23 protein-coding genes and 2 tRNA genes are annotated in these 26,355 nt (G+C 60.7%); 19 read left to right on the forward strand and 6 right to left on the reverse strand.

Going from position 1 to position 26,355, the window contains the following annotated elements; translation table 11 throughout:
- Positions 1-30: 30 nt before the first annotated feature.
- Positions 31-573 (forward strand): oligoribonuclease, encoded by a 543-nt coding sequence (gene orn, locus AC4IHP_RS10745; protein WP_016771957.1) that lies wholly within the window; start codon positions 31-33, stop codon positions 571-573.
- Between the two features lie 133 nt (positions 574-706).
- A complete protein-coding gene (locus tag AC4IHP_RS10750) occupies positions 707-1,318 on the forward strand; it encodes a trimeric intracellular cation channel family protein (protein WP_186531741.1) in 612 nt (203 codons plus the stop codon).
- Between the two features lie 33 nt (positions 1,319-1,351).
- Here the strand turns inward: AC4IHP_RS10750 and queG are convergent, their stop codons facing one another.
- Positions 1,352-2,416: a tRNA epoxyqueuosine(34) reductase QueG gene (gene queG, locus AC4IHP_RS10755; protein ID WP_490831672.1), complete on the reverse strand. Its 1,065-nt coding sequence runs from the start codon at positions 2,414-2,416 to the stop codon at positions 1,352-1,354.
- Between the two features lie 63 nt (positions 2,417-2,479).
- Between queG and AC4IHP_RS10760 the strand changes: the two genes are divergently transcribed.
- The 9 genes from AC4IHP_RS10760 (at position 2,480) to hflC (ending at position 12,551) form a co-directional block, all read left to right on the forward strand.
- Positions 2,480-3,979, forward strand: coding sequence for an NAD(P)H-hydrate dehydratase (locus tag AC4IHP_RS10760; RefSeq protein ID WP_490831673.1), 1,500 nt, complete (start codon positions 2,480-2,482; stop codon positions 3,977-3,979).
- Positions 3,967-4,437, forward strand: coding sequence for a tRNA (adenosine(37)-N6)-threonylcarbamoyltransferase complex ATPase subunit type 1 TsaE (tsaE, locus tag AC4IHP_RS10765; RefSeq protein ID WP_130910048.1), 471 nt, complete (start codon positions 3,967-3,969; stop codon positions 4,435-4,437). The genes AC4IHP_RS10760 and tsaE overlap by 13 nt, the downstream gene beginning before the upstream one ends.
- A 51-nt stretch (positions 4,438-4,488) precedes the next feature.
- Positions 4,489-5,868: an N-acetylmuramoyl-L-alanine amidase gene (locus tag AC4IHP_RS10770; protein WP_370593506.1), complete on the forward strand. Its 1,380-nt coding sequence runs from the start codon at positions 4,489-4,491 to the stop codon at positions 5,866-5,868.
- Entirely contained in the window at positions 5,865-7,772 is a 1,908-nt protein-coding gene (mutL, locus tag AC4IHP_RS10775; protein ID WP_490831674.1) for a DNA mismatch repair endonuclease MutL, read from the forward strand. The genes AC4IHP_RS10770 and mutL overlap by 4 nt, the downstream gene beginning before the upstream one ends.
- On the forward strand, positions 7,772-8,743 hold the full coding sequence (gene miaA, locus AC4IHP_RS10780; protein ID WP_460123409.1) for a tRNA (adenosine(37)-N6)-dimethylallyltransferase MiaA: 972 nt from the start codon (positions 7,772-7,774) through the stop codon (positions 8,741-8,743). The genes mutL and miaA overlap by 1 nt, the downstream gene beginning before the upstream one ends.
- 95 nt (positions 8,744-8,838) lie before the next feature.
- The gene (gene hfq, locus AC4IHP_RS10785) at positions 8,839-9,105 is read left to right on the forward strand and encodes an RNA chaperone Hfq (protein ID WP_016771947.1); all 267 of its coding nucleotides are present in this window, start codon (positions 8,839-8,841) and stop codon (positions 9,103-9,105) included.
- Positions 9,106-9,117: 12 nt separating this feature from the next.
- Positions 9,118-10,419 carry a ribosome rescue GTPase HflX gene (gene hflX, locus AC4IHP_RS10790; RefSeq protein WP_042607805.1) on the forward strand — a complete coding sequence of 434 codons (1,302 nt, stop codon included), beginning with the start codon at positions 9,118-9,120 and terminating at the stop codon, positions 10,417-10,419.
- 96 nt (positions 10,420-10,515) lie between these two features.
- Complete coding sequence (gene hflK, locus AC4IHP_RS10795; RefSeq protein ID WP_024011368.1) at positions 10,516-11,682, forward strand: FtsH protease activity modulator HflK; 1,167 nt, start codon at positions 10,516-10,518, stop codon at positions 11,680-11,682.
- Positions 11,682-12,551 carry a protease modulator HflC gene (gene hflC, locus AC4IHP_RS10800; protein WP_016771945.1) on the forward strand — a complete coding sequence of 290 codons (870 nt, stop codon included), beginning with the start codon at positions 11,682-11,684 and terminating at the stop codon, positions 12,549-12,551. The genes hflK and hflC overlap by 1 nt, the downstream gene beginning before the upstream one ends.
- Before the next feature lie 17 nt (positions 12,552-12,568).
- Here hflC and AC4IHP_RS10805 read toward each other — a convergent pair whose 3' ends face one another.
- A complete protein-coding gene (locus AC4IHP_RS10805) occupies positions 12,569-12,775 on the reverse strand; it encodes a hypothetical protein (RefSeq protein WP_490831675.1) in 207 nt (68 codons plus the stop codon).
- 89 nt (positions 12,776-12,864) lie between these two features.
- On the opposite strand from AC4IHP_RS10805, the gene AC4IHP_RS10810 reads away from it, so the two are divergent.
- The 3 genes from AC4IHP_RS10810 (at position 12,865) to AC4IHP_RS10820 (ending at position 17,470) form a co-directional block, all read left to right on the forward strand.
- A complete protein-coding gene (locus tag AC4IHP_RS10810; protein ID WP_016771944.1) occupies positions 12,865-14,052 on the forward strand; it encodes an ATP phosphoribosyltransferase regulatory subunit in 1,188 nt (395 codons plus the stop codon).
- Between the two features lie 54 nt (positions 14,053-14,106).
- Positions 14,107-15,396, forward strand: coding sequence for an adenylosuccinate synthase (locus tag AC4IHP_RS10815; protein ID WP_490831676.1), 1,290 nt, complete (start codon positions 14,107-14,109; stop codon positions 15,394-15,396).
- Between the two features lie 139 nt (positions 15,397-15,535).
- Complete coding sequence (locus tag AC4IHP_RS10820) at positions 15,536-17,470, forward strand: methyl-accepting chemotaxis protein (RefSeq protein WP_460123415.1); 1,935 nt, start codon at positions 15,536-15,538, stop codon at positions 17,468-17,470.
- Positions 17,471-17,561: 91 nt separating this feature from the next.
- Here AC4IHP_RS10820 and AC4IHP_RS10825 read toward each other — a convergent pair whose 3' ends face one another.
- The 4 genes from AC4IHP_RS10825 to AC4IHP_RS10840 form a co-directional block, all read right to left on the reverse strand.
- On the reverse strand, positions 17,562-19,127 hold the full coding sequence (locus AC4IHP_RS10825; protein ID WP_490831677.1) for an ABC transporter permease: 1,566 nt from the start codon (positions 19,125-19,127) through the stop codon (positions 17,562-17,564).
- Positions 19,127-20,137 carry an extracellular solute-binding protein gene (locus tag AC4IHP_RS10830; protein ID WP_016771941.1) on the reverse strand — a complete coding sequence of 337 codons (1,011 nt, stop codon included), beginning with the start codon at positions 20,135-20,137 and terminating at the stop codon, positions 19,127-19,129. Before AC4IHP_RS10830 ends, AC4IHP_RS10825 begins: the two co-directional genes overlap by 1 nt.
- 311 nt (positions 20,138-20,448) lie before the next feature.
- Positions 20,449-20,535: transfer RNA gene (locus AC4IHP_RS10835), tRNA-Leu, on the reverse strand.
- Positions 20,536-20,715: 180 nt separating this feature from the next.
- A tRNA-Leu gene (locus AC4IHP_RS10840) sits at positions 20,716-20,802 on the reverse strand.
- 225 nt (positions 20,803-21,027) lie between these two features.
- On the opposite strand from AC4IHP_RS10840, the gene rnr reads away from it, so the two are divergent.
- The 5 genes from rnr (at position 21,028) to AC4IHP_RS10865 (ending at position 26,337) form a co-directional block, all read left to right on the forward strand.
- Positions 21,028-23,658 (forward strand): ribonuclease R, encoded by a 2,631-nt coding sequence (rnr, locus tag AC4IHP_RS10845; RefSeq protein WP_490831678.1) that lies wholly within the window; start codon positions 21,028-21,030, stop codon positions 23,656-23,658.
- On the forward strand, positions 23,655-24,419 hold the full coding sequence (gene rlmB, locus AC4IHP_RS10850) for a 23S rRNA (guanosine(2251)-2'-O)-methyltransferase RlmB (protein ID WP_024011372.1): 765 nt from the start codon (positions 23,655-23,657) through the stop codon (positions 24,417-24,419). Before rnr ends, rlmB begins: the two co-directional genes overlap by 4 nt.
- Before the next feature lie 305 nt (positions 24,420-24,724).
- Positions 24,725-25,147, forward strand: a complete 423-nt coding sequence (gene rpsF / locus AC4IHP_RS10855; protein WP_016771938.1) for a 30S ribosomal protein S6 — start codon at positions 24,725-24,727, stop codon at positions 25,145-25,147.
- 29 nt (positions 25,148-25,176) lie between these two features.
- Positions 25,177-25,407 (forward strand): 30S ribosomal protein S18, encoded by a 231-nt coding sequence (gene rpsR / locus AC4IHP_RS10860; protein ID WP_002551829.1) that lies wholly within the window; start codon positions 25,177-25,179, stop codon positions 25,405-25,407.
- A gap of 36 nt (positions 25,408-25,443) precedes the next feature.
- Positions 25,444-26,337 carry a hypothetical protein gene (locus AC4IHP_RS10865; RefSeq protein ID WP_122508589.1) on the forward strand — a complete coding sequence of 298 codons (894 nt, stop codon included), beginning with the start codon at positions 25,444-25,446 and terminating at the stop codon, positions 26,335-26,337.
- Positions 26,338-26,355 lie beyond the last annotated feature (18 nt).

A 26,355-nucleotide genomic window follows, 5' to 3' on the forward strand; every position in this document is an offset into this window, starting at 1 on the left:
AACTGCGCAGCATTGCCTAGGAGCCCGAATATGCAAAACCCGCAGAACCTGATCTGGATCGACCTGGAAATGACCGGTCTGGACCCGGACAACGACGTGATCATCGAAATGGCCACCATCGTCACCGACAGTGAGCTGAACACCTTGGCCGAAGGCCCGGTGATTGCCATCCACCACAGCGACGAAGTGCTCGCGCGCATGGACGAGTGGAACACCCGCACCCACGGCAATTCCGGCCTGACCCAGCGGGTGCGTGACAGCCGCATCAGCATGGCCGAAGCCGAGGCTGAAACCATCGCCTTCCTGGAGAAGTGGGTGCCGAAGGGCAAGTCGCCGATCTGCGGCAACAGCATCTGCCAGGACCGTCGCTTCCTTTATACCCACATGAAGGCGCTGGAAAGCTACTTCCACTATCGCAACCTCGACGTCTCGACGCTCAAGGAACTGGCCGCGCGCTGGGCGCCGGACGTGCGCGACAGCTTCAAGAAGGGCAGCACCCACCTGGCACTGGATGACATCCGCGAATCGATTGCCGAGCTGCAGCACTACCGCAAGCACTTCATCAAGTTCTGATGGTTTCGCGAGCCGGCTCGCTCCCACACAGAATGCACCTCATGTGAGAGCGAGCCTGCTCGCGAAAGTCCGCCCTCTTCTGGTGCGGCGCTGAAATGGCTAGACTGCGCGCCTTCCTGCCTGGACTGCCACCATGTTGCTGATGCTCTATCTGATCGCCATCACTGCCGAAGCCATGACTGGCGCGCTGTCCGCCGGACGACGTGGCATGGACTGGTTCGGCGTGGTGCTGATCGCCTGCATCACCGCGCTGGGCGGCGGTTCGGTGCGCGACGTCTTGCTCGGGCACTACCCGCTGACCTGGGTCAAACACCCGGAATATCTGGTGCTGACCTCTGTGGCGGCGATGTTTACCGTGTTCACGGCCCGCTGGATGCGCCATCTGCGTTCGCTGTTTCTGGTGCTCGACGCAGTGGGACTGGTTGCATTCACCTTGATTGGCTGCATGACGGCGCTGGAAATGGGCCACGGCATGCTGGTGGCCTCGGTCAGCGGCGTCATTACCGGAGTGTTCGGCGGAATTCTGCGAGACATCTTCTGCAACGACATTCCGCTGATCTTCCGTCGTGAGCTTTACGCCAGCGTCTCGTTTGCCGCTGCATGGTGCTACATGCTTTGCCTGTATCTGAATGTGCCAGGCGAGCAGGCGATTCTGATTACGCTGTTCGGTGGCTTCCTGCTACGCCTGCTGGCGATCCGTTTTCATTGGGAAATGCCCAAGTTTGTCTATAACGATCAGCCCTGACGCGATCCCTGTACAGGAGCTGCCGAAGGGGGGTTATCCGATTTCGTGTTGTTTCAAAGCCCACTCGACGTGTTCTTTCACCAATTCTGATGGATAGTCCCGGCGCGCCTTCAAGGCTTCCAGCACGGGAATGCTCGACGGTGCGTTACCCAGTCCCACCGCCAGATTCCGCAGCCAGCGCTCATAACCGGCCCGGCGTAGCGGCGAGCCTTCGGTGCTGCTGAGGAACTTTTCTTCATTCCACAAAAACAGCTCGGCCAGTTCGGCGTTATCCAGATTGTGCCGAGGCTTGAAGTCGCTTTCCCCGGTCGGACGGGCGAAACGGTTCCACGGGCAGACGATCTGGCAGTCATCGCAGCCGAATACCCGATTGCCAATCAACGGCCTCAACTCTTCGGGAATCGCGGTTTTCAGCTCAATGGTCAAATAGGAAATGCAGCGCCGAGCGTCCAGCACGTATGGGCCGACGAAGGCGTTGGTCGGACAAATATCGAGGCATGCGGTGCAACGCCCGCAATGTTCGGTGCTGTGCGGTTCGTCCACCGGCAGCGGCAGATCGACGAACAGCTCGCTGAGGAAGAAATAACTTCCAGCCTTGCGATTGAGCACCAGAGTGTTTTTGCCGATCCAGCCCAGCCCGGCCTGTTCGGCGATGGCTTTTTCCAGCACCGGCGCGCTGTCGACGAAGGCGCGGAAACCGAAGGGTCCGATCTGCGCCTGGATCCTGTCGGCCAATTGTTGAACACGTTTACGGATCAATTTGTGGTAATCGCGGCCCAAGGCATAACGCGACACGTAGGCCTTTTCCGGTTCAGCCAGGCGTTTGGTCATTTCGGTATCGCCCGGCAGGTAGTCCATGCGCAGGGAAACCACGCGCAAAGTGCCCGGCACCAGTTCCTCCGGGTGTGAACGTTTGCTGCCATGGGCGCCCATGTAGTCCATGTCGCCGTGATAGCCGGCCTCAAGCCAGCGTTGCAGATGCTGCTCGTGCTCGGCCAGGTCCAGGCCGCTGATGCCGACTTGCTGGAAGCCCAGCTCGCGGCCCCAATCCTTGATCGATTGGGCGAGGGCGGGCAGGTCTGTGGTGATGGCGGACATGAGGCGAGAGAAACCGGAGCTGAGGTGCGTATAATTCTGCCAGACATCGGAGCCCGAAGACGCATGCCGCAGACGAAAGATGAATTACCCGACGCGCTGTATCGCGCCGCGCAGGTGCGCGAGCTCGACGCGCGGCTGATCGCCGCCGGTACGCCGGGCTTCGAATTGATGCAGCGCGCCGCCCGCACCACGTGGCGCGCCGTGGTGCGCAAATGGCCGGGCGCGAACGAGCTGACCGTGCTCGCCGGGCACGGCAACAATGCCGGCGACGGTTATCTGGTGGCCGGGCTGGCGCTGCGGGCCGGTTGGGCGGTGCGCGTGCTCGCCGTCGGCGATCCGCAGCGTTTGCAGGGTGATGCCGCATTGGCCCATGCCGAATCGGTGGCCGCAGGTGTTGTGGTGCAAGGCTGGCAGGCGCAGAACGAGCTGCGCGGTGTCGTCCTCGATGCATTGCTCGGCACTGGCCTGAGCGGCGAAGTGCGTGAGCCGTATGCGTCGGCGATCAAGGCTATCAACGCCTGCGGTTGGCCGGTAGCGGCGGTCGATATTCCTTCCGGGCTGTGCGCCGATACCGGGCGTGAACTGGGTGTCGCGGTACGCGCCGATCTCACGGTGACATTCATTGGTATGAAGGTCGGGCTGTTGACCGGCGATGCGGCAGATCATATCGGTGAGCTGGTCTTCAACGATCTGCAAGCCACTGCCGAAACCTTCACTGACATTCCCGTCTGCGCTCGCCGCTTGAGCGCCGCCAATCTTCCAGCACTTGCGCCGCGTGCGCCGACTTCGCACAAGGGCCGCTTTGGCCATGTGCTGTTGATCGGCGGCGATCATGGTTTCGGCGGAGCGATTCTGCTCAGCACGGAAATGGCCTTGCGCGGCGGAGCGGGCATGGTTTCGCTGGCGACTCGCCCAGAGCATGTGCCGGCGGCGCTGACTCGGGTCCCAGAGGCGATGGCGCTCGGCACTTCGTCAGCCAATCAACTGATGGGGCTGCTGGAAAAGGTTTCAGTGCTGGTGGTCGGGCCGGGCCTCGGTCAGGCCAGTTGGGGGCGCGCCTTGTTGTCGGCCGCCGCCAATGCACCGTTGCCACAGGTGTGGGACGCTGACGCGTTGAACCTGCTGGCCAGCGATTTTGTCCAGTTGCCCAAGGATTGCGTGATTACCCCGCATCCGGGTGAAGCGGCACGCTTGCTTGGCATCAGTACCGCCGAAGTGCAGGCCGATCGCCCGGCCGCTGCATTAGCGTTGAGCAAAAAGTATTCAGCGGTAGTGGTTCTGAAAGGCGCCGGTAGTTTGATCGCCCATCCCGATGCACGTCTGGCCCTGTGTCATCAGGGCCATCCGGCGATGGCCACGGGCGGGTTGGGTGATGTGCTGGCCGGTCTGATCGGCGCATTGCTGGCCCAAGGCATGGACGCATTTGGCGCGGCATGCCTGGCCGTCTGGCTGCACGCCAACGCGGGTATGCAACAAGGCAAATTCGGCCGTGGGCTGGCGGCCAGTGATCTGATTCCAGCCATTCGTCAGTTGTTGGAGGAGCAAGCACCGTGTCTGAAGTAACCCTGTACCTGGCCGATGAACAGGCGATGAGCGACTTTGGCGCACGGATCGCCCGCGTCACCCAGGGTCATGGCCTGATTTTTCTCGAAGGCAACCTGGGCATGGGCAAAACCACCCTGTCGCGGGGCATCATTCGCGGTTTGGGCCATGTCGGCGCGGTAAAAAGTCCGACCTTCACATTGGTCGAGCCCTACGAGATCGGTGACATTCGCGCCTTTCACTTCGACCTGTATCGCCTGGTCGATCCGGAGGAACTGGAGTTTCTCGGCATCCGCGACTACTTCGAAGATGATGCCCTGTGCCTGATCGAGTGGCCCGATAAAGGTGCAGGCTTTTTGCCAAAGCCCGACCTGACCATTACCATTGGCCCGCAAGACAGCGGGCGTTCGCTGAAAATTTTAGCCCAGGGCTCGCGTGGCGAGGCCTGGTGTGCCGCTTTGGCATTGGAATCCAATTAAATGATGGGGTTTGGTATGCGCTTTCGCGCGTTGGTGGCTGCCGCTGGACTGATGTTGATGGCAGTAACCGTCAACGCTGTGGCCGATTCAAAGGTCAACAGCGTGCGCCTGTGGCGGGCGCCGGACAACACGCGACTGGTCTTCGACCTGAGCGGCCCGGTGCAGCACAGCGTGTTCACCCTGACCGCACCGGATCGGCTGGTGATCGACATCAATGGCGCCACCCTCGGCGCGCCGTTGAACGTGCAGACCGCGAACACGCCGATCACTGCGATGCGCTCGGCCCAGCGCACGCCGACCGACCTGCGGGTGGTTATCGACCTGAAAAAAGCCGTCACCCCGAAAAGCTTCTCGCTGGCGCCGAACGCGCAGTACGGCAACCGCCTGGTGGTTGATCTGTTCGACAACCCGGCCGATGCCGCGCCGCCGCCAGCACCGACGCCGTCGGTGGCGACCGTGCCGGCAGTGCCGGTGACCCCGACCGAACCGGCGATCAAGTTGCCGCCAGCCCCGGCCGGCAAGCGTGACATTATCGTCGTGATCGACGCCGGCCACGGTGGTGAAGATCCGGGCGCGTCCGGCTCGCGCGGCCAGCGTGAGAAGGACGTGGTGCTGCAGATCGCTCGCGAATTGCAGCGTCAGGTCAACGGCATGAAAGGCTTCCGCGCCGAGCTGACCCGTACCGGCGACTACTTCATTCCATTGCGCGGGCGTACCGAAATCGCCCGCAAGAAGGGCGCTGACCTGTTCGTCTCGATCCACGCCGACGCCGCGCCGTCCGCAGCCGCGTTCGGTGCGTCGGTGTTCGCTCTGTCCGATCGTGGCGCTACGTCCGAGACCGCCCGTTGGCTGGCCGACAGTGAAAACCGTTCCGACCTGATCGGCGGTGCCGGCAACGTCAGCCTCGACGACAAGGACCGCATGCTCGCCGGTGTGTTGCTCGACCTGTCGATGACCGCGTCGCTGACCTCCAGCCTCAACGTCGGCCAGAAGGTCCTGACCAACATTGGTCGCGTCACGCCGCTGCACAAGCAGCGCGTGGAACAGGCTGGCTTCATGGTGCTGAAGTCGCCGGATATCCCGTCGATCCTGGTAGAAACCGGCTTCATTTCCAACGCCAACGAAGCGAACAAGCTGTCTGCGTCGAGCCACCAGCAGGCGCTGGCCCGTTCGATCAGCAGCGGCGTGCGCCAGTTCTTCCAGCAGAATCCACCACCGGGCACCTACATCGCCTGGCTGCGTGATTCCGGCAAGATTGCTCAAGGCCCGCGCGATCACCGTGTCGGTCCGGGGGAAACCCTCGCAATGATCGGCGTGCGCTATCAGGTTTCGCCGGCCACTCTGCGTGCCGCCAACAACCTGAAAAGCGATGAACTGAAAGTCGGTCAGCACCTGACCATTCCCGGCACCGAACTGGCGTCGAAAGAATGAACCAGGTAATGAACACGGCGCGCATCGAGCTGCTCAGCCCACGGCTGGCGAACCAGATCGCCGCTGGTGAGGTGGTCGAGCGCCCGGCTTCGGTGATCAAGGAACTGCTGGAAAACAGCCTCGACTCCGGCGCCAAGCGTATCGACGTCGATGTCGAGCAAGGCGGCGTCAAGTTGCTGCGCGTGCGCGATGACGGCAGCGGTATTTCTGCCGATGACCTGCCGCTGGCCCTGGCCCGGCACGCCACCAGCAAGATTCGCAACCTCGAAGACCTCGAGCAGGTGATGAGCCTGGGTTTCCGTGGTGAGGCGCTGGCGTCGATCAGCTCCGTGGCGCGTCTGACCCTGACCTCGCGCACCCGCGATGCCGATCAGGCCTGGCAGGTCGAGACTGAAGGCCGGGACATGGCGCCGCGCGTGCAGCCGGCGGCGCATCCGGTCGGCACTTCGGTGGAAGTCCGCGACCTGTTTTTCAACACTCCGGCCCGGCGCAAATTTCTCAAGACTGAAAAAACCGAGTTCGATCACCTCCAGGAAGTGATCAAGCGTCTGGCGCTGGCGCGTTTCGATGTGGCTTTTCATTTGCGCCACAACGGCAAGACCATCCTCAGCCTGCACGAGGCCCACGATGATGCGGCTCGTGCGCGGCGTGTGGCGGCGATCTGTGGTTCGGGGTTCCTCGAACAGGCTCTGCCGATCGAGATCGAACGCAATGGCTTGCACCTGTGGGGCTGGGTCGGTTTGCCGACCTTTAACCGCAGTCAGGCGGACTTGCAGTATTTCTTTGTAAACGGCCGTGCGGTGCGCGACAAACTGGTCGCCCACGCGGTACGTCAGGCTTATCGCGACGTGCTGTTCAACGGTCGGCACCCGACCTTCGCGCTGTTTTTCGAGGTCGATCCGGCAGCGGTAGACGTTAACGTGCACCCGACCAAACACGAAGTGCGTTTCCGTGACGGGCGCATGGTCCACGACTTCCTGTATGGCACGCTGCACCGTGCGCTGGGCGATGTGCGCCCGGAAGATCAACTGGCCGGCTCGGTCACCACGGCGATCGTTCGGCCGAGCGGGATCGAGGCGGGCGAATTCGGCCCACAGGGGGAGATGCGTCTGGCCGCCAATGCGCTGCTGGAGCAGTCGCAGGCGCAACCGGCGTTCAACACGTCATCCGGCGCCAGCGCTGGCGGCGCTTATCAGTATCAATACACGCCGCGTCCGCAATCGACGGTGCCCGCTGCCGAGGCCCAAGCTGCTTACAAAGAGTTCTTCGCGCCACTGCCAGAAGCCAATGCCAGCGCGCTGCCGACCGGTCAGGAAGATATTCCGCCGCTCGGCTATGCACTGGCGCAGCTCAAGGGCATCTATATCTTGTCCGAGAACGCCCATGGCCTGGTGCTGGTGGACATGCATGCCGCCCACGAGCGGATCATGTACGAGCGCCTGAAGATCGCCATGGCCAGCGAAGGTCTCAGCGGCCAGCCGTTGCTGGTGCCGGAGTCGCTGGCGGTCAGTCAGCGCGAGGCCGATTGCGCTGAAGAACATGCGGCGTGGTTTCAGCGTCTCGGTTTCGAATTGCAGCGCCTTGGCCCGGAAACCCTGGCGATCCGGCAGATTCCCGCATTGCTCAAGCAGGCCGAAGCCAATCGACTGGTCGGCGACGTGCTTTCGGATTTGATGGAATACGGCACTAGCGACCGTATCCAGGCGCACCTCAACGAACTGCTCGGCACCATGGCCTGCCACGGCGCGATCCGCGCCAACCGGCGTCTGGCTCTGCCGGAAATGAACGGCCTGCTGCGTGATATGGAAAACACCGAGCGCAGCGGTCAATGCAACCATGGCCGACCGACCTGGACCCAATTGGGCCTGGACGATCTGGACAAACTGTTCCTGCGCGGTCGTTGATGAGCCAGCTTCCACCAGCGATTTTCCTGATGGGCCCGACCGCTGCGGGCAAGACCGACCTGGCCATTGAGCTGACCAAGGTGCTGCCGTGCGAATTGATCAGTGTCGATTCGGCGCTGGTCTATCGCGGCATGGACATCGGCACGGCCAAACCCTCGAAAGAACTGCTCGCCGAATATCCGCACCGTCTGATCGACATTCTCGATCCTGCTGAGGCGTATTCCGCTGCAGATTTCCGCCGCGACGCCCTGCAGGCCATGGCCGAAATCACTGCGCGGGGAAAAATCCCGCTGCTGGTCGGCGGCACGATGCTGTATTACAAGGCTTTGGTCGAAGGTCTGGCGGACATGCCGGCAGCCGATCCCGAGGTCCGTGCGCAGATCGAGGCAGAAGCTGCACGCCTGGGTTGGCAAGCGCTGCACGAGCAGTTGGCGCAGATCGATCCGGTGTCGGCGGCGCGCATTCATCCCAATGATCCGCAGCGCTTGAGTCGGGCACTGGAAGTCTATCGAGTCAGCGGACAGAGCATGACCGCCCTGCGTGAGCAACAATCTGCGCAAAGTACTGAAGCAGCCGCTTCGGGACGCCAACAATTACCCTATACTGTCGCGAACCTGGCCATTGCTCCGGCGAATCGGCAGGTTCTGCACCAGCGAATTGAACAAAGATTCACAAATATGGTGGAACAGGGGTTCATCGACGAGGTCGTAGCCCTGCGTAAAAGAAGTGACCTGCATTCGGGGTTGCCGTCTATACGTGCGGTAGGCTACCGCCAAGTCTGGGATTACCTGGACGGCAAGCTGACATTGGCCCAGATGCAGGAGCGCGGCATCATCGCCACGCGCCAATTGGCCAAACGCCAGTTTACCTGGCTGCGCAGCTGGGACGATTTGCACTGGCTGGACAGTCTTGATTGCGACAATCTGCCACGCGCCTTGAAATACCTTGGGACCATCTCCATATTGAGCTGAGTCCTTGCAATTGCCGTCTATCCTTGGGGGTGTGACGGCCGAAGCCATCTGAATTTATCTGTTTTTATTATTGAATCCTTAAAGGAGTGCGGCACATGTCAAAAGGGCATTCGCTACAAGACCCTTACCTGAACACTTTACGTAAAGAGAAAGTCGGGGTTTCCATCTACCTGGTCAACGGTATCAAGCTGCAAGGGACGATCGAGTCGTTCGACCAGTTCGTGATCCTGCTGAAAAACACCGTAAGCCAGATGGTCTACAAACACGCTATCTCGACCGTCGTGCCGGTTCGTCCAATTCGTCTGCCTAGCGCAACCGAAAACGAACAGGGCGATGCCGATGCAGCGCCGGGTAACGCCTGATAGGAGTCTCCTTTGTTCTTTGAGCGCCACGGTGGTGGTGAACGAGTCATCCTCGTTCACTTGGATGGACAGGACCCTGAGGCGCGCGAAGATCCGCAGGAGTTTCAGGAGTTGGCAAATTCGGCTGGCGCCGAGACCGTTGCGTTTTTTAACGTGCCGCGTCATCGGCCAACCGCCAAATATCTGATCGGCAGCGGCAAGGTCGAGGAACTGCGCGACCTGGTCAAGGCTGAAGAAGCCGATCTGGTGATTTTCAATCACATCCTCACGCCCAGTCAGGAACGCAACCTCGAACGTGTTTTCGAGTGTCGCGTGATCGACCGCACAGGGCTGATTCTCGATATTTTCGCTCAGCGCGCACGTACCCATGAGGGCAAGCTACAGGTCGAACTGGCCCAGCTTGACCACATGAGCACGCGGCTGGTTCGCGGCTGGACTCACCTTGAGCGTCAGGGTGGCGGTATCGGTATGCGCGGTCCGGGTGAAACCCAGCTGGAAACCGACCGCCGTCTGCTGCGGGTCCGCCTGCGCCAGATCAAGGGGCGGCTGGAGAAGGTGCGCAGTCAGCGCGAGCAGTCGCGCCGCGGCCGGTCCCGTGCGGACATTCCTACCGTTTCGCTGGTCGGCTACACCAACGCCGGCAAATCGACACTCTTCAACAACGTGACGAAATCCGACGTGTATGCGGCCGACCAACTGTTCGCCACGCTCGACCCGACCCTGCGCCGGCTGGAGCTTGACGACCTCGGTCCGATCGTCCTGGCCGACACCGTGGGCTTCATTCGTCACCTGCCACACAAGCTGGTCGAGGCATTTCGGTCTACGCTCGAAGAGTCGAGCAATTCCGACCTGTTGTTGCACGTGATCGATGCGGCCGAACCGGATCGCATGTTGCAGATCGAGCAGGTGATGGTGGTGCTGGGCGAGATTGGTGCCCAGGACTTGCCGATCCTCGAGGTCTATAACAAACTCGATTTGCTCGAAGGTGTCGAGCCGCAGATCCAGCGCGATGCCGATGGCAAGCCGCAACGGGTCTGGCTCTCGGCACGTGATGGCAGCGGTCTGGAACTGCTTGAACAGGCCATCGCCGAGTTGCTCGGCAGTGATCTGTTCGTTGGTACCTTGCGCTTGCCGCAACGCTTCGCTCGACTGCGTGCGCAGTTCTTCGAACTCGGTGCGGTGCAGAAAGAAGAATACGATGAAGAAGGTGTCAGCCTGCTGGCCGTTCGTTTGCCCCGGATCGAGCTGAATCGATTGGTAAGCCGCGAAGGATTGCAGCCGATGGAATTCATCGAGCAACACACTTTGCAATAAAAGCCTGACAAAGCGGTTGTGCCGCAACGGCAGGCATTCTGTAGCATTGGTCGGCGCGCCGTGGGTGCGTCTTTGCTTTATCAGATGGAGAGCGCTATGGCTTGGAATGAGCCGGGTGGCAACTCGAATAATCAGGATCCCTGGGGTGGCAAGCGCCGCAATAACGGCGACCGCAAGGGACCACCGGATCTCGACGAGGCCTTCCGAAAGCTGCAGGAAAGCCTGAACGGGTTGTTCGGTGGTGGTAAGAAACGCGGTGATGACGGCGGCGGGTCGGGGCGCAGCAGTGGCGGCTTCGGCGGTCTGCTCGGCATCGGCCTGGTGGTGCTGGCGGCCGTCTGGCTGTACAGCGCGGTCTATGTTGTGGATGAGCAGGAGCAAGCCGTGGTGCTGCGCTTCGGCAAGTACTACGAGACAGTCGGCCCGGGCCTGAACATCTACTTCCCGCCGATCGACAAGAAGTACATGGAGAACGTGACGCGTGAGCGTGCGTACACCAAGCAGGGCCAGATGCTGACTGAAGACGAGAACATCGTCGAAGTGCCGCTGACCGTGCAGTACAAGATCAGCAACCTGCAGGACTTCGTACTGAACGTTGATCAGCCGGAAATCAGCCTGCAACACGCGACCGAAAGTGCGCTGCGTCATGTGGTCGGTTCCACCGCCATGGACCAGGTGCTGACCGAAGGTCGTGAATTGATGGCCAGCGAAATCAAGGAGCGTCTGCAACGTTTCCTCGATACCTATCGCACCGGTATCACCGTCACCCAGGTCAACGTACAGAGCGCAGCGGCACCGCGTGAAGTACAGGAAGCCTTCGATGACGTGATCCGCGCCCGTGAAGACGAGCAGCGTTCGCGCAACCAGGCCGAGACCTACGCCAATGGCGTGGTGCCGGAAGCCCGTGGTCAGGCCCAGCGCATCATCGAAGATGCCAACGGTTACCGCGACGAGACCATCTCGCGCGCCAAGGGTGAGGCCGATCGCTTCACCAAGCTGGTCGCCGAGTATCGCAAGGCACCTGAAGTCACCCGCGAGCGTCTGTACCTGGACACCATGCAGGAAGTCTTCAGCAACACCAGCAAGGTTCTCGTGACCGGCAACAAGAACGGCCAGAGCAATCTGCTCTACCTGCCGTTGGATAAAATGATCCAGAACAGTTCGGGTAATGCACCGGTGACCGGTTCGGCCGCCAGCAACAACACGGACGTCACGCCGCATGTCACTGACGTGCCGCAGACGCGTACTAGGGAGACCCGCTGATGAGCAATAAATCGCTGATCGCCCTGATCGTTGGCGTCGTTGTGGTACTGGTGGGCTGGAATTGCTTCTACATCGTCGCTCAGACCGAGCGCGCGGTGCTGCTGCAATTCGGTCGTGTGGTTCAGGCCGATGTCCAGCCGGGTTTGCATGTGAAAGTGCCTTACGTCAACCAGGTGCGCAAATTCGATGCGCGTCTGTTGACGCTGGATGCACCGACGCAGCGCTTCCTGACCCTGGAAAAGAAAGCCGTGATGGTCGATGCCTACGCCAAGTGGCGGGTGAAAGATGCCGAGCGCTTCTACACCGCGACTTCGGGTCTGAAGCAGATCGCCGACGAGCGTCTGTCCCGTCGTCTGGAATCCGGTCTGCGTGACCAGTTCGGCAAGCGCACCCTGCACGAAGTGGTGTCGGGTGAACGTGATGCGCTGATGGCTGACATCACTGCATCGCTGAACAAGATGGCGGAAAAAGAGCTGGGTATCGAAGTGGTCGATGTCCGGGTCAAGGCCATCGATCTGCCGAAAGAAGTGAACCGCAGTGTGTTCGAGCGTATGAGCACCGAGCGTGAGCGTGAAGCTCGCGAGCACCGCGCCAAGGGTAACGAGCTGGCCGAAGGCATCCGTGCCGATGCCGACCGTCAACGCCGCGTGCTGCTGGCCGAAGCCTATCGTGAATCCGAAGAGGTTCGCGGTGACGGTGACGCCCAGGCTGCTGCGATCTACTCCAAGGCCTACGGTCAGGATCAGGAGTTCTACGGTTTCTACCGTAGCCTGCGTGCCTACCGTGAAAGCTTCGCGAATAAATCCGACGTCCTGGTCCTCGACCCAAGCAGCGACTTCTTCCGTTACCTGGAAAAAGCCAAACCTTGATACGACGTTGACCTGAATCATTCCGCCCGGCGGCTAAAACCTCGGGCGGGGTGATCCTTTCGGAAAACGTGTGTATGATGCGGCAGCCGGGAAATTCCCGGCTTTTTTGCGTCTGCACGTTTGATTGCTGTTTTTGTTGCAGGCATCGGGTTTGAACGGCCCGAGCGTTTTTCGAGGAAAGTGATGGGCGAAGCCGCCAGCCGGCCTTTCGCTGCGTCGTTCATGCGCGTGCGTTTTGAACGCCTCGGTCATTTTCTGCTTCACTCAAGGCTCGCCCTCGTGCTGGCCGCCCGGATCAAAGGGGAATGGCGTAATGGCAACGGTAGACCGCTGGCTGCTGCCAGATGGCATCGAAGAAGTACTGCCACCGGAGGCTGCGCGCATTGAAGTTGCGCGTCGCCAGGTGTTGGATCTGTTCCAGAGCTGGGGTTACGAGTTTGTCGTGACTCCCCATATCGAGTACCTGGAATCCCTGCTGACCGGCGCGGGCCAGGACCTGGATCTGCGTACCTTCAAGGTCATCGACCCGCAATCGGGCCGGCAGATGGGGTTCCGTGCCGATATCACGCCGCAGGTTGCGCGCATCGACGCACACACCCTGCGTCGCGAAGGCCCGAGTCGTCTGTGCTACGCCGGCAGTGTTCTGCACGCCCAGCCGCGTGCATTGTCGTCCTCGCGCAGTCCGATCCAGCTGGGCGCCGAGCTGTACGGCGATGCCAGCCCGAGCAGCGACGTCGAAGTCATCAGTCTGATGCTGGCCATGCTGCAGCTGGCCGATGTGCCGGATGTGCACATGGACCTCGGGCATGTCGGCATCTACCGTGGTCTGGCCCGTGCCGCCGGTCTGTCCGGTGAAGTCGAGCAACAGTTGTTCGATGCCCTGCAGCGCAAGGCCATCGATGAAGTAATTACTTTGACCGAAGGCCTGCCGGCTGATCTGTCCGGCATGCTGCGCGCACTGGTTGATCTGTGCGGCGGCCGTGAAGTGTTGAGCGCTGCCCGCGAGCGACTGGCCAATGCGCCGGCGCCGGTTCTGGCGGCGCTGGAAGATCTGCTGGCGATTGCCGAGCGTCTTTCCGTGCGTTTCCCGCAGTTGCCGCTGTATTTCGATCTCGGCGAGCTGCGCGGCTACCACTACCACACCGGTGTGGTGTTCGCGGTGTTCGTGCCCGGCGTTGGCCAGTCCATCGCTCAGGGTGGTCGTTACGACGACATCGGCGCCGATTTCGGTCGCGCCCGTCCGGCGACTGGTTTCTCTACCGATTTGAAAACCCTGGTGACCCTGGGGCGTGCTGAGATCGAGCTACCGTCTGGCGGTATCTGGATGCCTGACAGTACGGATGCGGCACTCTGGCAGCAGGTTTGCCAGTTGCGCAGTGAGGGTCAGCGTGTCGTTCAGGCCTTGCCTGGACAACCTTTGGCCGCCGCCCGTGATGCGGACTGCGACCGGCAATTGATTCAGCAGAACGGGCTTTGGCAAGTATCGCCACTGGCTTCTTGAGTTTTCCTGCCGGCCTTCGCCGGCACCAAGTTTGCGCGAATGAGGACAAGTGTTATGGGTAAGAATGTCGTAGTCCTGGGCACCCAGTGGGGTGATGAGGGCAAAGGCAAGATCGTTGATCTGCTGACCGAACATGCTGCCGCCGTAGTGCGCTACCAGGGTGGCCACAACGCGGGTCACACACTGGTGATCGACGGCGAGAAAACCGTCTTGCACCTGATTCCGTCGGGCGTGCTGCGCGAAGGCGTGCAATGCCTGATCGGCAACGGCGTGGTGGTTGCACCTGACGCCCTGCTGCGCGAGATCACCAAGCTGGAAGAGAAAGGCGTACCGGTGCGCGAGCGCCTGCGTATCAGCCCGTCCTGCCCGCTGATCCTGTCCTTCCACGTTGCGCTGGACCAGGCCCGTGAAAAGGCCCGTGGCGAGCTGAAGATCGGTACTACCGGTCGCGGCATCGGCCCGGCTTACGAAGACAAGGTTGCCCGTCGTGGCCTGCGTGTCGGCGACCTGCTGAACATGCCGCGCTTCGAAGACAAACTGCGTGAACTGGTGGATTACCACAACTTCATGCTGGTCGGTTACTACAAAGAGCCAGCCATCGAATTCGAAAAGACCCTGGCCGAGTGCAAGGAATACGCTGAGCTGCTCAAGCCGCTGATGCTCGACGTGACTGCCGAGTTGCACGACCTGCGTTGCGCCGGCAAAGACATCATGTTCGAAGGCGCGCAAGGTTCGTTGCTGGACATCGACCACGGCACCTACCCGTACGTGACCAGCTCCAACACCACCGCTGGTGGTGTGGCGACCGGTTCGGGCGTTGGCCCGATGTTCCTCGATTACATCCTGGGCATCACCAAGGCCTACACCACGCGCGTGGGTTCCGGCCCGTTCCCGACCGAGCTGTTTGACGAAGTCGGCGCCCACCTGGCCAAACAGGGTCACGAGTTCGGCGCTACTACCGGCCGTGCCCGTCGTTGCGGCTGGTTCGACGCCGTCATCCTGCGTCGCGCTATCGATGTGAACAGCATCTCGGGTATCTGCCTGACCAAGCTGGACGTACTCGACGGTCTGGAAACCATCAACATCTGCGTCGGCTACAAAGACGCGCAGGGCAATGCCGTTGCTCCGACTGATGCTGATAGCTACGTCGGCCTGCAGCCGGTGTACGAAGAAGTGCCGGGCTGGAGCGAATCGACCGTGGGTGCCAAGACCCTGGAAGAGCTGCCGGCGAATGCTCGTGCCTACATCAAGCGCGTTGAAGAATTGATCGGTGCGCCGATCGACATTATTTCGACGGGCCCGGACCGCAACGAAACCATCGTTCTGCGTCATCCGTTTGCCTGATAAGTCGTTGATGTAAAAAACAAAGGCCCCTTAATCGGGGCCTTTGTCGTTTATGCCTGTTGGACGGCATGACCTTTGCTGTGAATCTGTCTACAAGAGTGCCATCAAATTAATGGCGTCAGAAGTAGAGGGATTTAAAGTGTCAGCCGTTCTCTCACTGTTACAAAGCCGTTTGTTGCGGCCGGTGTTCGTTACCCTTGGTATCGCCCTTTTGGTGCAGGTGTTGGTGGCGGTTGCCCTGACGCGGAGCACGGTCACGGCGCTGGAAGCCGATCTGGCTGTGCGCCTGGGTGCCGACAGCCAGAAGCTCTCCGGTGAACTGGAGCAGGCCGGACGTGAAGTCACTTCCAGTCTGGATGCGCTTTCCGCTAGCACTCGTCAGCGCCTGACGACCGGCCTTTCTGCGCGCCTTAAGGATGAGCAGGCGCAATTGCGCGCCACGCTGGAAAAGGATCTCAAAGATTCCGCCAACGACATGGCGCAGTTGCTTGCCTCGGTAGCGCCGCGTGCCATGTGGGACAGCGACGTGCCGACGCTCTCGGAGTTCGCTCGTCGCGCCCAGCGCAATCCCAATGTGCTGTTCGTGGTGTATGACGACGCCACTGGCCAGCATCTGACCCGTTATCTCAACCGTGAAAACCCGATCAACAAGGCCTTGCTGGAAAAAGGTCAGGGCGAGCGTGCGCTGGACAAGGTGCTGGATGCGGCGAAAAACGATCCTTCGGTTTACTACCTTGAAGCCTCGATCAATCCTAACGGCGTGGAAATCGGCAAGGTGCTGATGGGCGTGTCAACGGCCTCGGTGGAAACCGATCTGGCCGAGCTCGACAAGCGCTTTCTGGCGCTGATTGCCAGCAGCGATCAACTGGTCGGCGACAGCCTCAAAGGCGCGGCGGCGGACAGTGCCAAAGCGATGCAGGCGCGTCTGCAATCGGCGCAGGGCACCGCTGGCGAGATGAAAGCCAACACCGCACAAACCGTCCAAGAGGCGGCTGCGACACTGCGCTGGCGCATCGGCCTCGGCTTGGCGCTGGTCGGTTGCGGCGTGCTGCTGTTGCTGGCTGTGGTGCTCGGTCATCGGGTGGTCAATCGCCTGAAAATGCTCAATGCGGCGATGGACGATCTGGCAGCGGGCGAGGGCGATCTGACCAAGCGTGTGCAGATCAACAGCAAGGATGAAATCGGCGACATGGCCTCGGCGGTCAATCGCTTCGTCGACAAGTTGCAGCCGATCGTGCGCGAGGCGGGCGATGTCGCTCAGCGCACTGGCGTGGAAATTGGCGCGATGACTTTGCGCAATGCCGGCGCCGATGCGGCCGCCGGGATGCAGCGTGATGAGGTCGCAGAAAGCCTGCGTGCGCTCTCGCAAATGGCTGACGAAGCTCAATCGGAAAGTCATGCCATGCAAGCGGCACTCAAACAAGTCGTGGAAATCCGGCAGGCCACCGATGAAAACACGCGTACTTCAGCCAAGGTTGGCGGGCTGATCGAAGCGCTGGCCGGGCAGGTCGATACCGGAGCGAAAGTCATCGAGCGACTGGCGCAGCAGAGCGAACAGATTGAGGTGGTGCTGACGGTGATTCACGGCATCGCCGAACAAACCAACCTGCTGGCATTGAACGCAGCGATCGAGGCGGCGCGGGCCGGTGAGACCGGGCGCGGATTCGCCGTGGTCGCGGATGAAGTGCGTGCCCTGGCAAGCAAAACGCAAAGCTCCACCGGCGATATTCAGGCGCACATTGTTGCGCTGCAACAGGGCGCACGTGAGGCGGTCGAAGCGATTGGTCAGGCCGGACGGCAGGCCAGCGAAGGTTTGCTAGTGTTGCGCGACAGTGCGCGGTTGCAGCAGTCGGTGCAGGCTTCGGTTGAGCAGGTGCACGCGGCGATCGGTCTGGCCACGCAAGCAGCAGCGCATCAGGCGCAGGGCGCGCAGGCGGTGCGTGGGCGGGTCGAGACGATTCATGCGCAGGCCGAGAAAGCGGCTCAGGCGGTGGTGGAGACCACGGCCAGTGGCAAGGTGCTGGATGGTCTGGCTGCGCAATTGAAAGCCAGCCTGGGGCAGTTCCGGGCTTGATGTTATCCGGGCTGGCCTCTTCGCGAGCAGGCTCGCTCCCACATGGAAAACCCGATTCAATGTGGGAGCGAGCCTGCTCGCGAAAACGGTATCAGCGGCTCAGATACATCCGTGTCGTCAGCAGATAAACCGGCAAACCCGAGACCACGATCAACAACGCCGCATAAGGTGCCGCTGCCGCAAACTCGACATTCGCCGTGTGCGCCCAGACCTCGGTCGCCAATGTATTCAGTCCAGTCGGGCTGAGCAGCAACGTCGCCGTCAATTCCTTCATCGCATCGAGAAACACCAGCGCAAACGCCGCGCCCAATGCCGGGAAAATGATCGGCAAGGTCACCCGGCAAAACGCCGTGAACGACGATGCGCCCAAGGTCCGCGCCGCTTCTTCCAACTGCGGCGCAGCCTTGTTCAGCGCGGTACGGATCGGCGCTTGCGCCAGTGGCAGAAACAGCAGCGCATAGGCGATCAGCAGCAAGCCCGACGTCTGATACAGCGCCGGCACGTAATGCAGGGCGAAATACACCAGCGTCAACGCAATCACCAGCCCCGGTAGCGCGTGCAGTAGATAAGGCAAGCGTTCGGCCCAGATTGCCAACCGGCCCTTATAGCGCACCACCAGTAGCCCGACCGGCACTGCCAAAACCAGGCACAACGCCGCGCCGCCCAACGACAATGCCAGCGATGACAGCAGCGCCTCGCTGATCGCCGCGATCGGAAAGGCTGCTGATGAGCCGACCGCCAGCCAATAAGCCAACATCCCCAGTGGGATGCCGCTACCAATAATCGCCAGCAACAGGCAATACAACTGACCAAACGCCGCCCACGGTCCAAGCTTTACCTGTTCAGCCTGTCGCGCCGCGCCCTGGCCGGTGCGCACATGCCGGCCCTTGCCGCGCACGCGCAACTCCAGCCACAACAACAGCAGGCACAGCGCCAGCAACACCGCCGAAAGCATCGCGGCATTGGCGTTGCTGAATTCCAATTCGAATTGCTGGTAAATCGCCGTGGTGAAGGTCTGCAGGCCGATGATCGACAGCGCACCAAACTCCACCAGCATGTGCAGGGCAATCAGCAGCGAACCGGCCAACAGCGAGGGCCACAGCAGTGGCAGGGTGACGCGGAAAAATACGCCCCAGCGATTCTGTCCCAGTGTGCGGGCGGATTCTTCGAGGGACGGATCGAGATTGCGCAGGGTGGCAGCAACCGGCAGGAAGATCAGCGGATACTTCGACAGGCTCATCACCAGAATCGCCCCGCCGAGGCCTTCGAATTGCGCACTCAGCGACACCCAGGTAAAGCTGCTGACAAACGCCGGCACCGCAAACGGCAGGCACAGGATTACGCCCCACAGGCGTCGACCCGGCAGGTTACTGCGTTCCAGCAACCACGCCAGCGACAGGCCGATCACGCCACAGGTGATCGTCACGCCGACCATCAGTGCCAAGGTGTTGCGCAGCAGGCCAAACACATACGGGCGCCACAACAGGTGCAGCGCCTCGGCCCATCCCGCCTGCCAGGCTTTCACCCCGACATAGGCCAGTGGCAGCAAGCTCATGACCACCAGTAGCAATACCGGCAGCACCAGCCAGATCGACGGACGTTTGCGCCTTGGTACATAACCCCCGCGCGCGGCGGGGGCCGATAACGATGCTGCCATCAGTTCAGGCCAACTTCGCGTTCCAGTTCCAGCGCTTCTTCAGCATTGCCCAGATCCGCCGGAGTGACATTCGGCGCTTCCAGTTCGCTGAACGGCTTGAGGCCACGATCCGATTCCATGCCTTTGTGCAGCGGGTATTCGGCGGTGGTCTGAGTGATCACGCGCTGACCTTCTTCGCTGGCCATGAAGGCGAGGAATTGCTGGGCTTCTTTTGGATGTTTGCTGGATTTGAGCACGGCAGCGCTGGATACGGTGATCAGGCCGCCAGCGTCGCCGCCGGTGAAATAATGCAACTTGGAGTCGAGCTTGCCTTTCTCGCGCTGCAGGGCAAACCAGTAGTAATTGTTCACCAGCACCGTGGCGACTTCGCCGTTCTCCACGGCTTTGAGGGCGACCATGTTGTTGCTGTAGGTCTTGCCGAACGCGCGCAGACCGGTGAGCCATTCTTCGGCAGCGTCACGACCGTGCAGTTTGATGATCGCTACGGCCTGTTCCTGGAAGGCGCCGCTGGTCGGGACAAAACCGACTTTGCCTTGCCATTGCGGCTCGGAGAATTCCATCACCGATTTCGGCAGATCTTTTTCGTCGATCAGTTTGGGGTTGAACGCGACCACGCGTACGCGCGCGGTAACGCCGATCCACGTGCCATTGGCGGCGACGTATTTTTCCGGCAGAACCGCCAGCGTGGCGTCATCGGCCTTGGCCAGCAGGCCCTGTTCGCCGAGGTTGTTCAGCGGCGGCGACTCTTCGGTGTAGATCACGTCGGCGGGGGAGCGATCGCCTTCTTCGATGATCTGGCTGGCGAGCTGGTTGCTGCTGCCTTTGCGCACGTTGACGTGGATGCCGGTCTTGGCTTCAAAGGCCTTGGCAATCGCGTCGCCGACTTCCTTGTGCTGGCCGTTGTAGAGAGTCAGGGAAACCGCATCGGCAGCCTGGGTGAGGGGAGTGGCGAGCGCCAGGCCGAGGAGGGTGAAGGTCAGGCCTCGGCGCAGGGTATTTCGAAACGTCATTCGCAGGGTTCCTCACTGTCGCATTGCAAAAACTTGCAACAATGATAAACGATATTGTTTCTCAAGTGCGCCTTATGGGGCGACTGGTGATTGTGTAGGAGCTGCCGAAGGCTCGGGCCGCGTTTGGACGATCTTTTGATCTGCCTCCTGCAAGTTACGGGGAAAAGCAAGATCAAGAGATCGCAGCCTCGTTGCACTCGTCAGCTCCTACACGCTCCTAGAAGACCTGTGAGAATTCAGGAAGCCAGAAACGCAAAAACCCGCTTTCGCGGGTTTTTGTGAAATCCAAGGCCTGAACCTTGAATTTGAATTGGTGCCCAGAAGAAGACTCGAACTTCCACGACCGTAAGGTCACCAGCACCTGAAGCTGGCGTGTCTACCAATTTCACCATCTGGGCAATCATCGCAAGCGTTGCCGCTGTTGATGTGGCGCACTATACGGAGGCCTTTTTGATCTGTAAACCCCTGATTTGGTTTTAATAAATCAGTGTGAACAAAAGCTTTCCCGCAAATGCAAAAAACCCGCTTTCGCGGGTTTTGTGTGAGTCTTGAAACTGATCTAGTCTCAAACTCGAAATTGGTGCCCAGGAGAAGACTCGAACTTCCACGACCGTAAGGTCACCAGCACCTGAAGCTGGCGTGTCTACCAATTTCACCACCTGGGCATCATCGAAAGCGCTTGTGCGTCGTCGATGGCGCGCACTATACGGAGCGCCTTTTTAACTGTAAACCCCTGCCGCAGAAAAAACTGAATTTTTTTACCAGCGGCGTTCAAAACGGTATCAGAGCGTCGATACAGGGCCATGCAAAGCCTTATAGAAGCGGAAATTTCCCGTTTCCCGGCGCCTATGCCAAACTAACCCGCATATAGACAAGGTGAAAACTCTCTAATGGCCGATTGGCAGTCCCTCGATCCCGAGGCCGCTCGTGAAGCGGAAAAATACGAAAACCCTATTCCCAGCCGCGAACTGATCCTGGCGCACCTCGCCGATCGGGGTTCGCCTGCTGCCCGCGAGCAACTGGTCGAAGAGTTTGGTCTGACCACAGAAGACCAGATCGAGGCCCTGCGCCGCCGCTTGCGCGCCATGGAGCGCGACGCTCAACTGATCTACACCCGCCGTGGCACTTACGCGCCGGTGGACAAGCTCGACCTGATCCTCGGCCGCATCAGCGGTCACCGCGACGGCTTCGGCTTCCTGGTGCCGGACGACGGCAGCGATGACCTGTTCATGAGCCCGGCGCAAATGCGTCTGGTGTTCGACGGCGACCGCGCGCTGGCACGAGTGTCCGGTCTCGACCGTCGTGGTCGCCGCGAAGGCGTGATCGTCGAAGTGGTCTCCCGCGCTCACGAAACCATCGTTGGCCGCTACTTCGAAGAAGGCGGTATCGGTTTCGTCGTTGCCGACAATCCGAAGATCCAGCAGGAAGTGCTGGTCACGCCGGGCCGCAACGCCAATGCGCAGATCGGGCAGTTCGTCGAGGTGAAAATCACTCATTGGCCGACGCCGCGCTTTCAGCCGCAAGGCGATGTGGTCGAAGTGGTCGGCAACTACATGGCACCGGGCATGGAAATCGATGTTGCCCTGCGCACGTATGATATTCCGCACGTCTGGCCTGACGCGGTTGTGAAAGAAGCAGCCAAGCTCAAGCCGGAAGTTGAAGAAAAAGACAAAGAGAAGCGCATCGACCTGCGCCATCTGCCGTTCGTTACCATCGACGGCGAAGATGCCCGCGACTTCGACGACGCGGTCTACTGTGAAGCCAAGCCGGGCAAGCTGCGTCTGTTCTCCGGTGGCTGGAAGCTTTACGTGGCGATTGCCGACGTTTCCAGCTACGTGAAGATCGGTTCGGCGCTGGATAACGAAGCTCAGGTTCGCGGCAACTCGGTGTACTTCCCCGAACGCGTGATTCCGATGCTGCCGGAGCAACTGTCCAACGGCCTGTGCTCGCTGAACCCGCAAGTCGATCGTCTGGCCATGGTTTGCGAGATGACCATCTCCAAGTCCGGCGAAATGACCGACTACTGCTTCTATGAGGCGGTGATCCATTCCCACGCCCGTCTGACCTACAACAAGATCAGCGCGATGCTGGAAACGCCGAAGGCTACCGAAGCGCGCAAATTGCGCGGCGAGTACACCGACGTCGTGCCGCACCTCAAGCAGCTCTACGCTTTGTACAAAGTATTGCTGGCTGCCCGTCATGTGCGTGGCGCGATCGATTTCGAAACCCAGGAAACCCGGATCATCTTCGGTTCCGAGCGCAAAATTGCCGAAATCCGTCCGACTGTGCGCAACGATGCGCACAAGCTGATCGAGGAATGCATGCTGGCGGCCAACGTGGCCACTGCCGAATTCCTCAAGAAGCACGAAATTCCTGCGCTGTATCGCGTTCACGCTGGTCCGCCGCCAGAGCGTCTGGAAAAACTGCGCGCATTCCTTGGTGAGCTCGGCCTGTCCCTGCACAAAGGCAAGGATGGTCCGTCGCCGAAGGATTATCAGGCTCTGCTCGCGAGCATCAAGGATCGTCCGGATTTCCACCTGATCCAGACCGTCATGCTGCGTTCGTTGAGTCAGGCGGTGTACAGCGCTGAAAATGACGGCCACTTCGGCCTGAATTACGAAGCCTATACCCACTTCACCTCGCCGATCCGTCGTTACCCGGACCTGCTCACGCACCGCGCGATCCGCAGCGTGATCCATTCCAAACAAGACACCCCGCACGTTCGTCGTGCCGGTGCGATGACCATTCCGAAGGCGCGCATTTATCCGTACGACGAAGCGGCGCTGGAGCAGCTCGGCGAGCAGTGCTCGATGAGCGAGCGCCGTGCCGACGAAGCGACCCGCGACGTGGTGAACTGGCTCAAGTGCGAGTTCATGAAGGATCGCGTCGGCGAGTCGTTCCCGGGCGTGATCACCGCTGTGACCGGGTTCGGTCTGTTCGTCGAGCTGACCGATATCTACGTTGAAGGCCTGGTGCACGTGACCGCGCTACCGGGCGATTACTACCACTTCGACCCTGTGCATCACCGTCTTGCGGGTGAGCGCACTGGTCGCAGCTTCCGGCTTGGTGACACCGTTGAAGTACGGGTCATGCGTGTCGACCTCGACGAACGCAAGATCGACTTCGAGATGGCGGAAAAAACCATCAGCGCGCCGATCGGTCGCAAGAAACGTGGCGCCGAAACCGCTGCGCCTGCTGCCAAGGAAGCGCAAGAAAAGGCTCCAGCGAAAACCGCCAGCCGTCGTCCAGCCAAGGAAAAGGTTGCCGAAGCCTATCGCCCGAGCGACGCCGTGGCGAAAAACGCCGAGCTGCGCAAAAGCCGTGAATTGAAGAAGGCCTTGCTGGCCGATGCGAAAAACGGTGGTAAAGCGGCGTCCGGGGGAAAGACCGGGCGGTCGGCGCCTGACAGGGCGACCGACGGCAAGCCAGCCAAACCGAGCAAACACCGTAAGGGCCCGCCAAAAGCGGGTTCCGCTCCAGCCAAGAGTGGCGGGGCGCGTAAACCGAAGGCGAAGTCATGAGTCAGTTGGAAAAAATCTACGGCGTTCACGCGGTAGAAGCGTTGCTGCGTCATCACCCCAAGCGCGTCAAGCAGATCTGGCTGGCGGAAAGCCGCAACGATCCGCGCGTGCAGACGCTGGTCGAACTGGCCAATGAAAACCGTGTTCAGGTCGGCCAGGCCGAGCGCCGCGAAATGGACGCCTGGGTTGAAGGCGTGCATCAGGGCGTAGTCGCTGAAGTCAGCCCGAGCCAGGTCTGGGGCGAGGCGATGCTCGACGAGCTGCTCGATCGCACCGAAGGCGCGCCGTTGCTGCTGGTGCTCGATGGCGTGACCGATCCGCACAACCTCGGCGCCTGCCTGCGTTCGGCCGATGCAGCCGGTGCGCTGGCGGTGATCGTGCCGAAGGACAAGTCGGCCACGCTGACTCCGGTGGTGCGTAAAGTCGCCTGCGGCGCGGCGGAAGTGATTCCGCTGGTGGCCGTGACCAACCTGGCGCGCACTCTGGAAAAACTCCAGCAGCGCGGCCTCTGGGTCGTCGGCACGGCCGGCGAAGCCGAAGTCAGCATTTATGACCAGGACCTGACCGGCCCGACCATCCTGATCATGGGCGCCGAAGGCAAAGGCATGCGTCGCCTGACCCGCGAGCATTGCGACTATCTGGTGAACCTGCCGATGGCCGGTAGCGTCAGCAGCCTCAACGTCTCGGTCGCCACTGGCGTGTGCCTGTTCGAAGCCCAACGCCAGCGCGGTGCGAAGGCCAAGGCTGCCGCGAAGAAATAAGCTTCACGCAATCAACTGTGGGAGCGAGCCTGCTCGCGAAGAGGAGTGTCAGTCGACGTCATTGTTGCCTGACAGGCCGCATTCGCGAGCAGGCTCGCTCCCACATTCGCTTACGGTGTCTGGAAGATCGGTGGTTGTTCAAATAATCACCAATTGCCTTGCGCCCCCGCAGTCCCTTCTCTACAATTGCGCCCCTTGCTGTGACGGCAGGCACGCATGTGCCCCGCGCCAGCAAGTCCATAAGTGTCATTCACTCCTTGTCTGACCGTTTTTGAGCGGCAGGCTACAACCCGTAAGGAGCATTCATGCGTCATTACGAAATCATCTTTCTGGTCCACCCGGATCAGAGCGAGCAAGTCGGCGGCATGGTTGAGCGTTACACCAAGCTGATCGAAGAAGACGGCGGCAAAATCCACCGTCTGGAAGACTGGGGCCGTCGTCAACTGGCCTACGCAATCAACAATGTTCACAAGGCTCACTACGTGATGCTGAACGTTGAGTGCACTGGCAAGGCCCTGGCCGAGCTGGAAGACAACTTCCGCTACAACGATGCAGTGATCCGTAACCTGGTCATCCGTCGCGACGAAGCCGTTACCGGCCAGTCCGAGATGCTCAAGGCTGAAGAAAACCGCAGTGAGCGCCGTGAGCGTCGCGACCGTCCTGAGCACGAAGGCGCCGAAGGCACCGACAGTGATGACAGCGACAACAGCGATAACGCTGACGAGTAATCCACGGACCTTATTAAGGAGCCTATCAAATGGCACGTTTCTTCCGTCGTCGTAAATTCTGCCGCTTCACCGCTGAAGACGTGAAAGAGATCGACTACAAAGATCTCAACACTCTGAAAGCCTACGTATCCGAGACCGGCAAAATCGTTCCAAGCCGCATCACCGGTACCAAAGCTCGTTATCAGCGTCAGCTGGCCACCGCTATCAAGCGCGCCCGCTTCCTGGCCCTGCTGGCCTACACCGACAGCCACGGCCGCTGAGACCGGGCAGTCGACAAGTAGCAAAGGATTGAATGCATGCGCGCCTTAGCTGAGTTCATCATGCGAGGCCGAATGCAGGCCACTCTCGTGGTGGCCGGATGTGCAACATTGCCGTTGTTGTATTGGTTGGGTGCTGCCGCCGGGAGCCTTGTGCTGCTGCGGCGCGGATTGACGGACGCCCTTGGCGTTCTGTCGCTGGGACTGCTGCCGGCATTGATCTGGTGGCTGTATGCCGACGACCCACGGGCACTTCTGGTGCTGCTGGGCTCTGCGGTGCTTGCGTTGGTTTTGCGCGCAAGCGAATCCTGGGTCCGCACGCTGCTGGTCAGCGTAGTGATCGGAGTGGTGTTTTCAGTGGTGCTCGGGGTCGCGTTTGCGGCCCAGATCGAGATGCTTGCACAGGCCCTCATAAAGGTCATGCCGGCACTTCTCGGTGAGACCTACAAGCAATTGTCGGTCGATGAGCAAGCGCGTTTCGCGTCCCTGATTGCACCGGTCCTGACCGGACTGATTGCGGCCTTGTTGCAGATCGTCAGCGTGCTGAGCCTGATTGTCGGGCGGCATTGGCAGGCGTTGTTGTACAACCCGGGTGGTTTCGGTCGCGAGTTTCGCGCCATCCGCATCCCGCTGGGGCCGGCGATGTTACTGCTGGCGTTGATGCTTCTGGGCCCGAATCTCGGTGCACAGATGGCCATGTTGACGCCGTTGTGCAGTGTACCGCTGGTGTTCGCCGGGCTGGCCCTGATTCACGGGCTGGTCGGGCAGAAGCGACTGGCCGGTTTCTGGCTGGTGGGGTTGTACGTCACGCTGCTGTTGTTCATGCAGCTGATCTATCCGTTGCTCGTGGTTCTGGCCATTGTCGACAGCCTGATTGATTTTCGCGGTCGTCACGTGTCGAAAGACACCGACAGCGCGAACGGTGAAGGTTAAAAGTTAGAGGATTTTCAC

The organism is Pseudomonas sp. UF-293 (assembly GCF_058245595.1).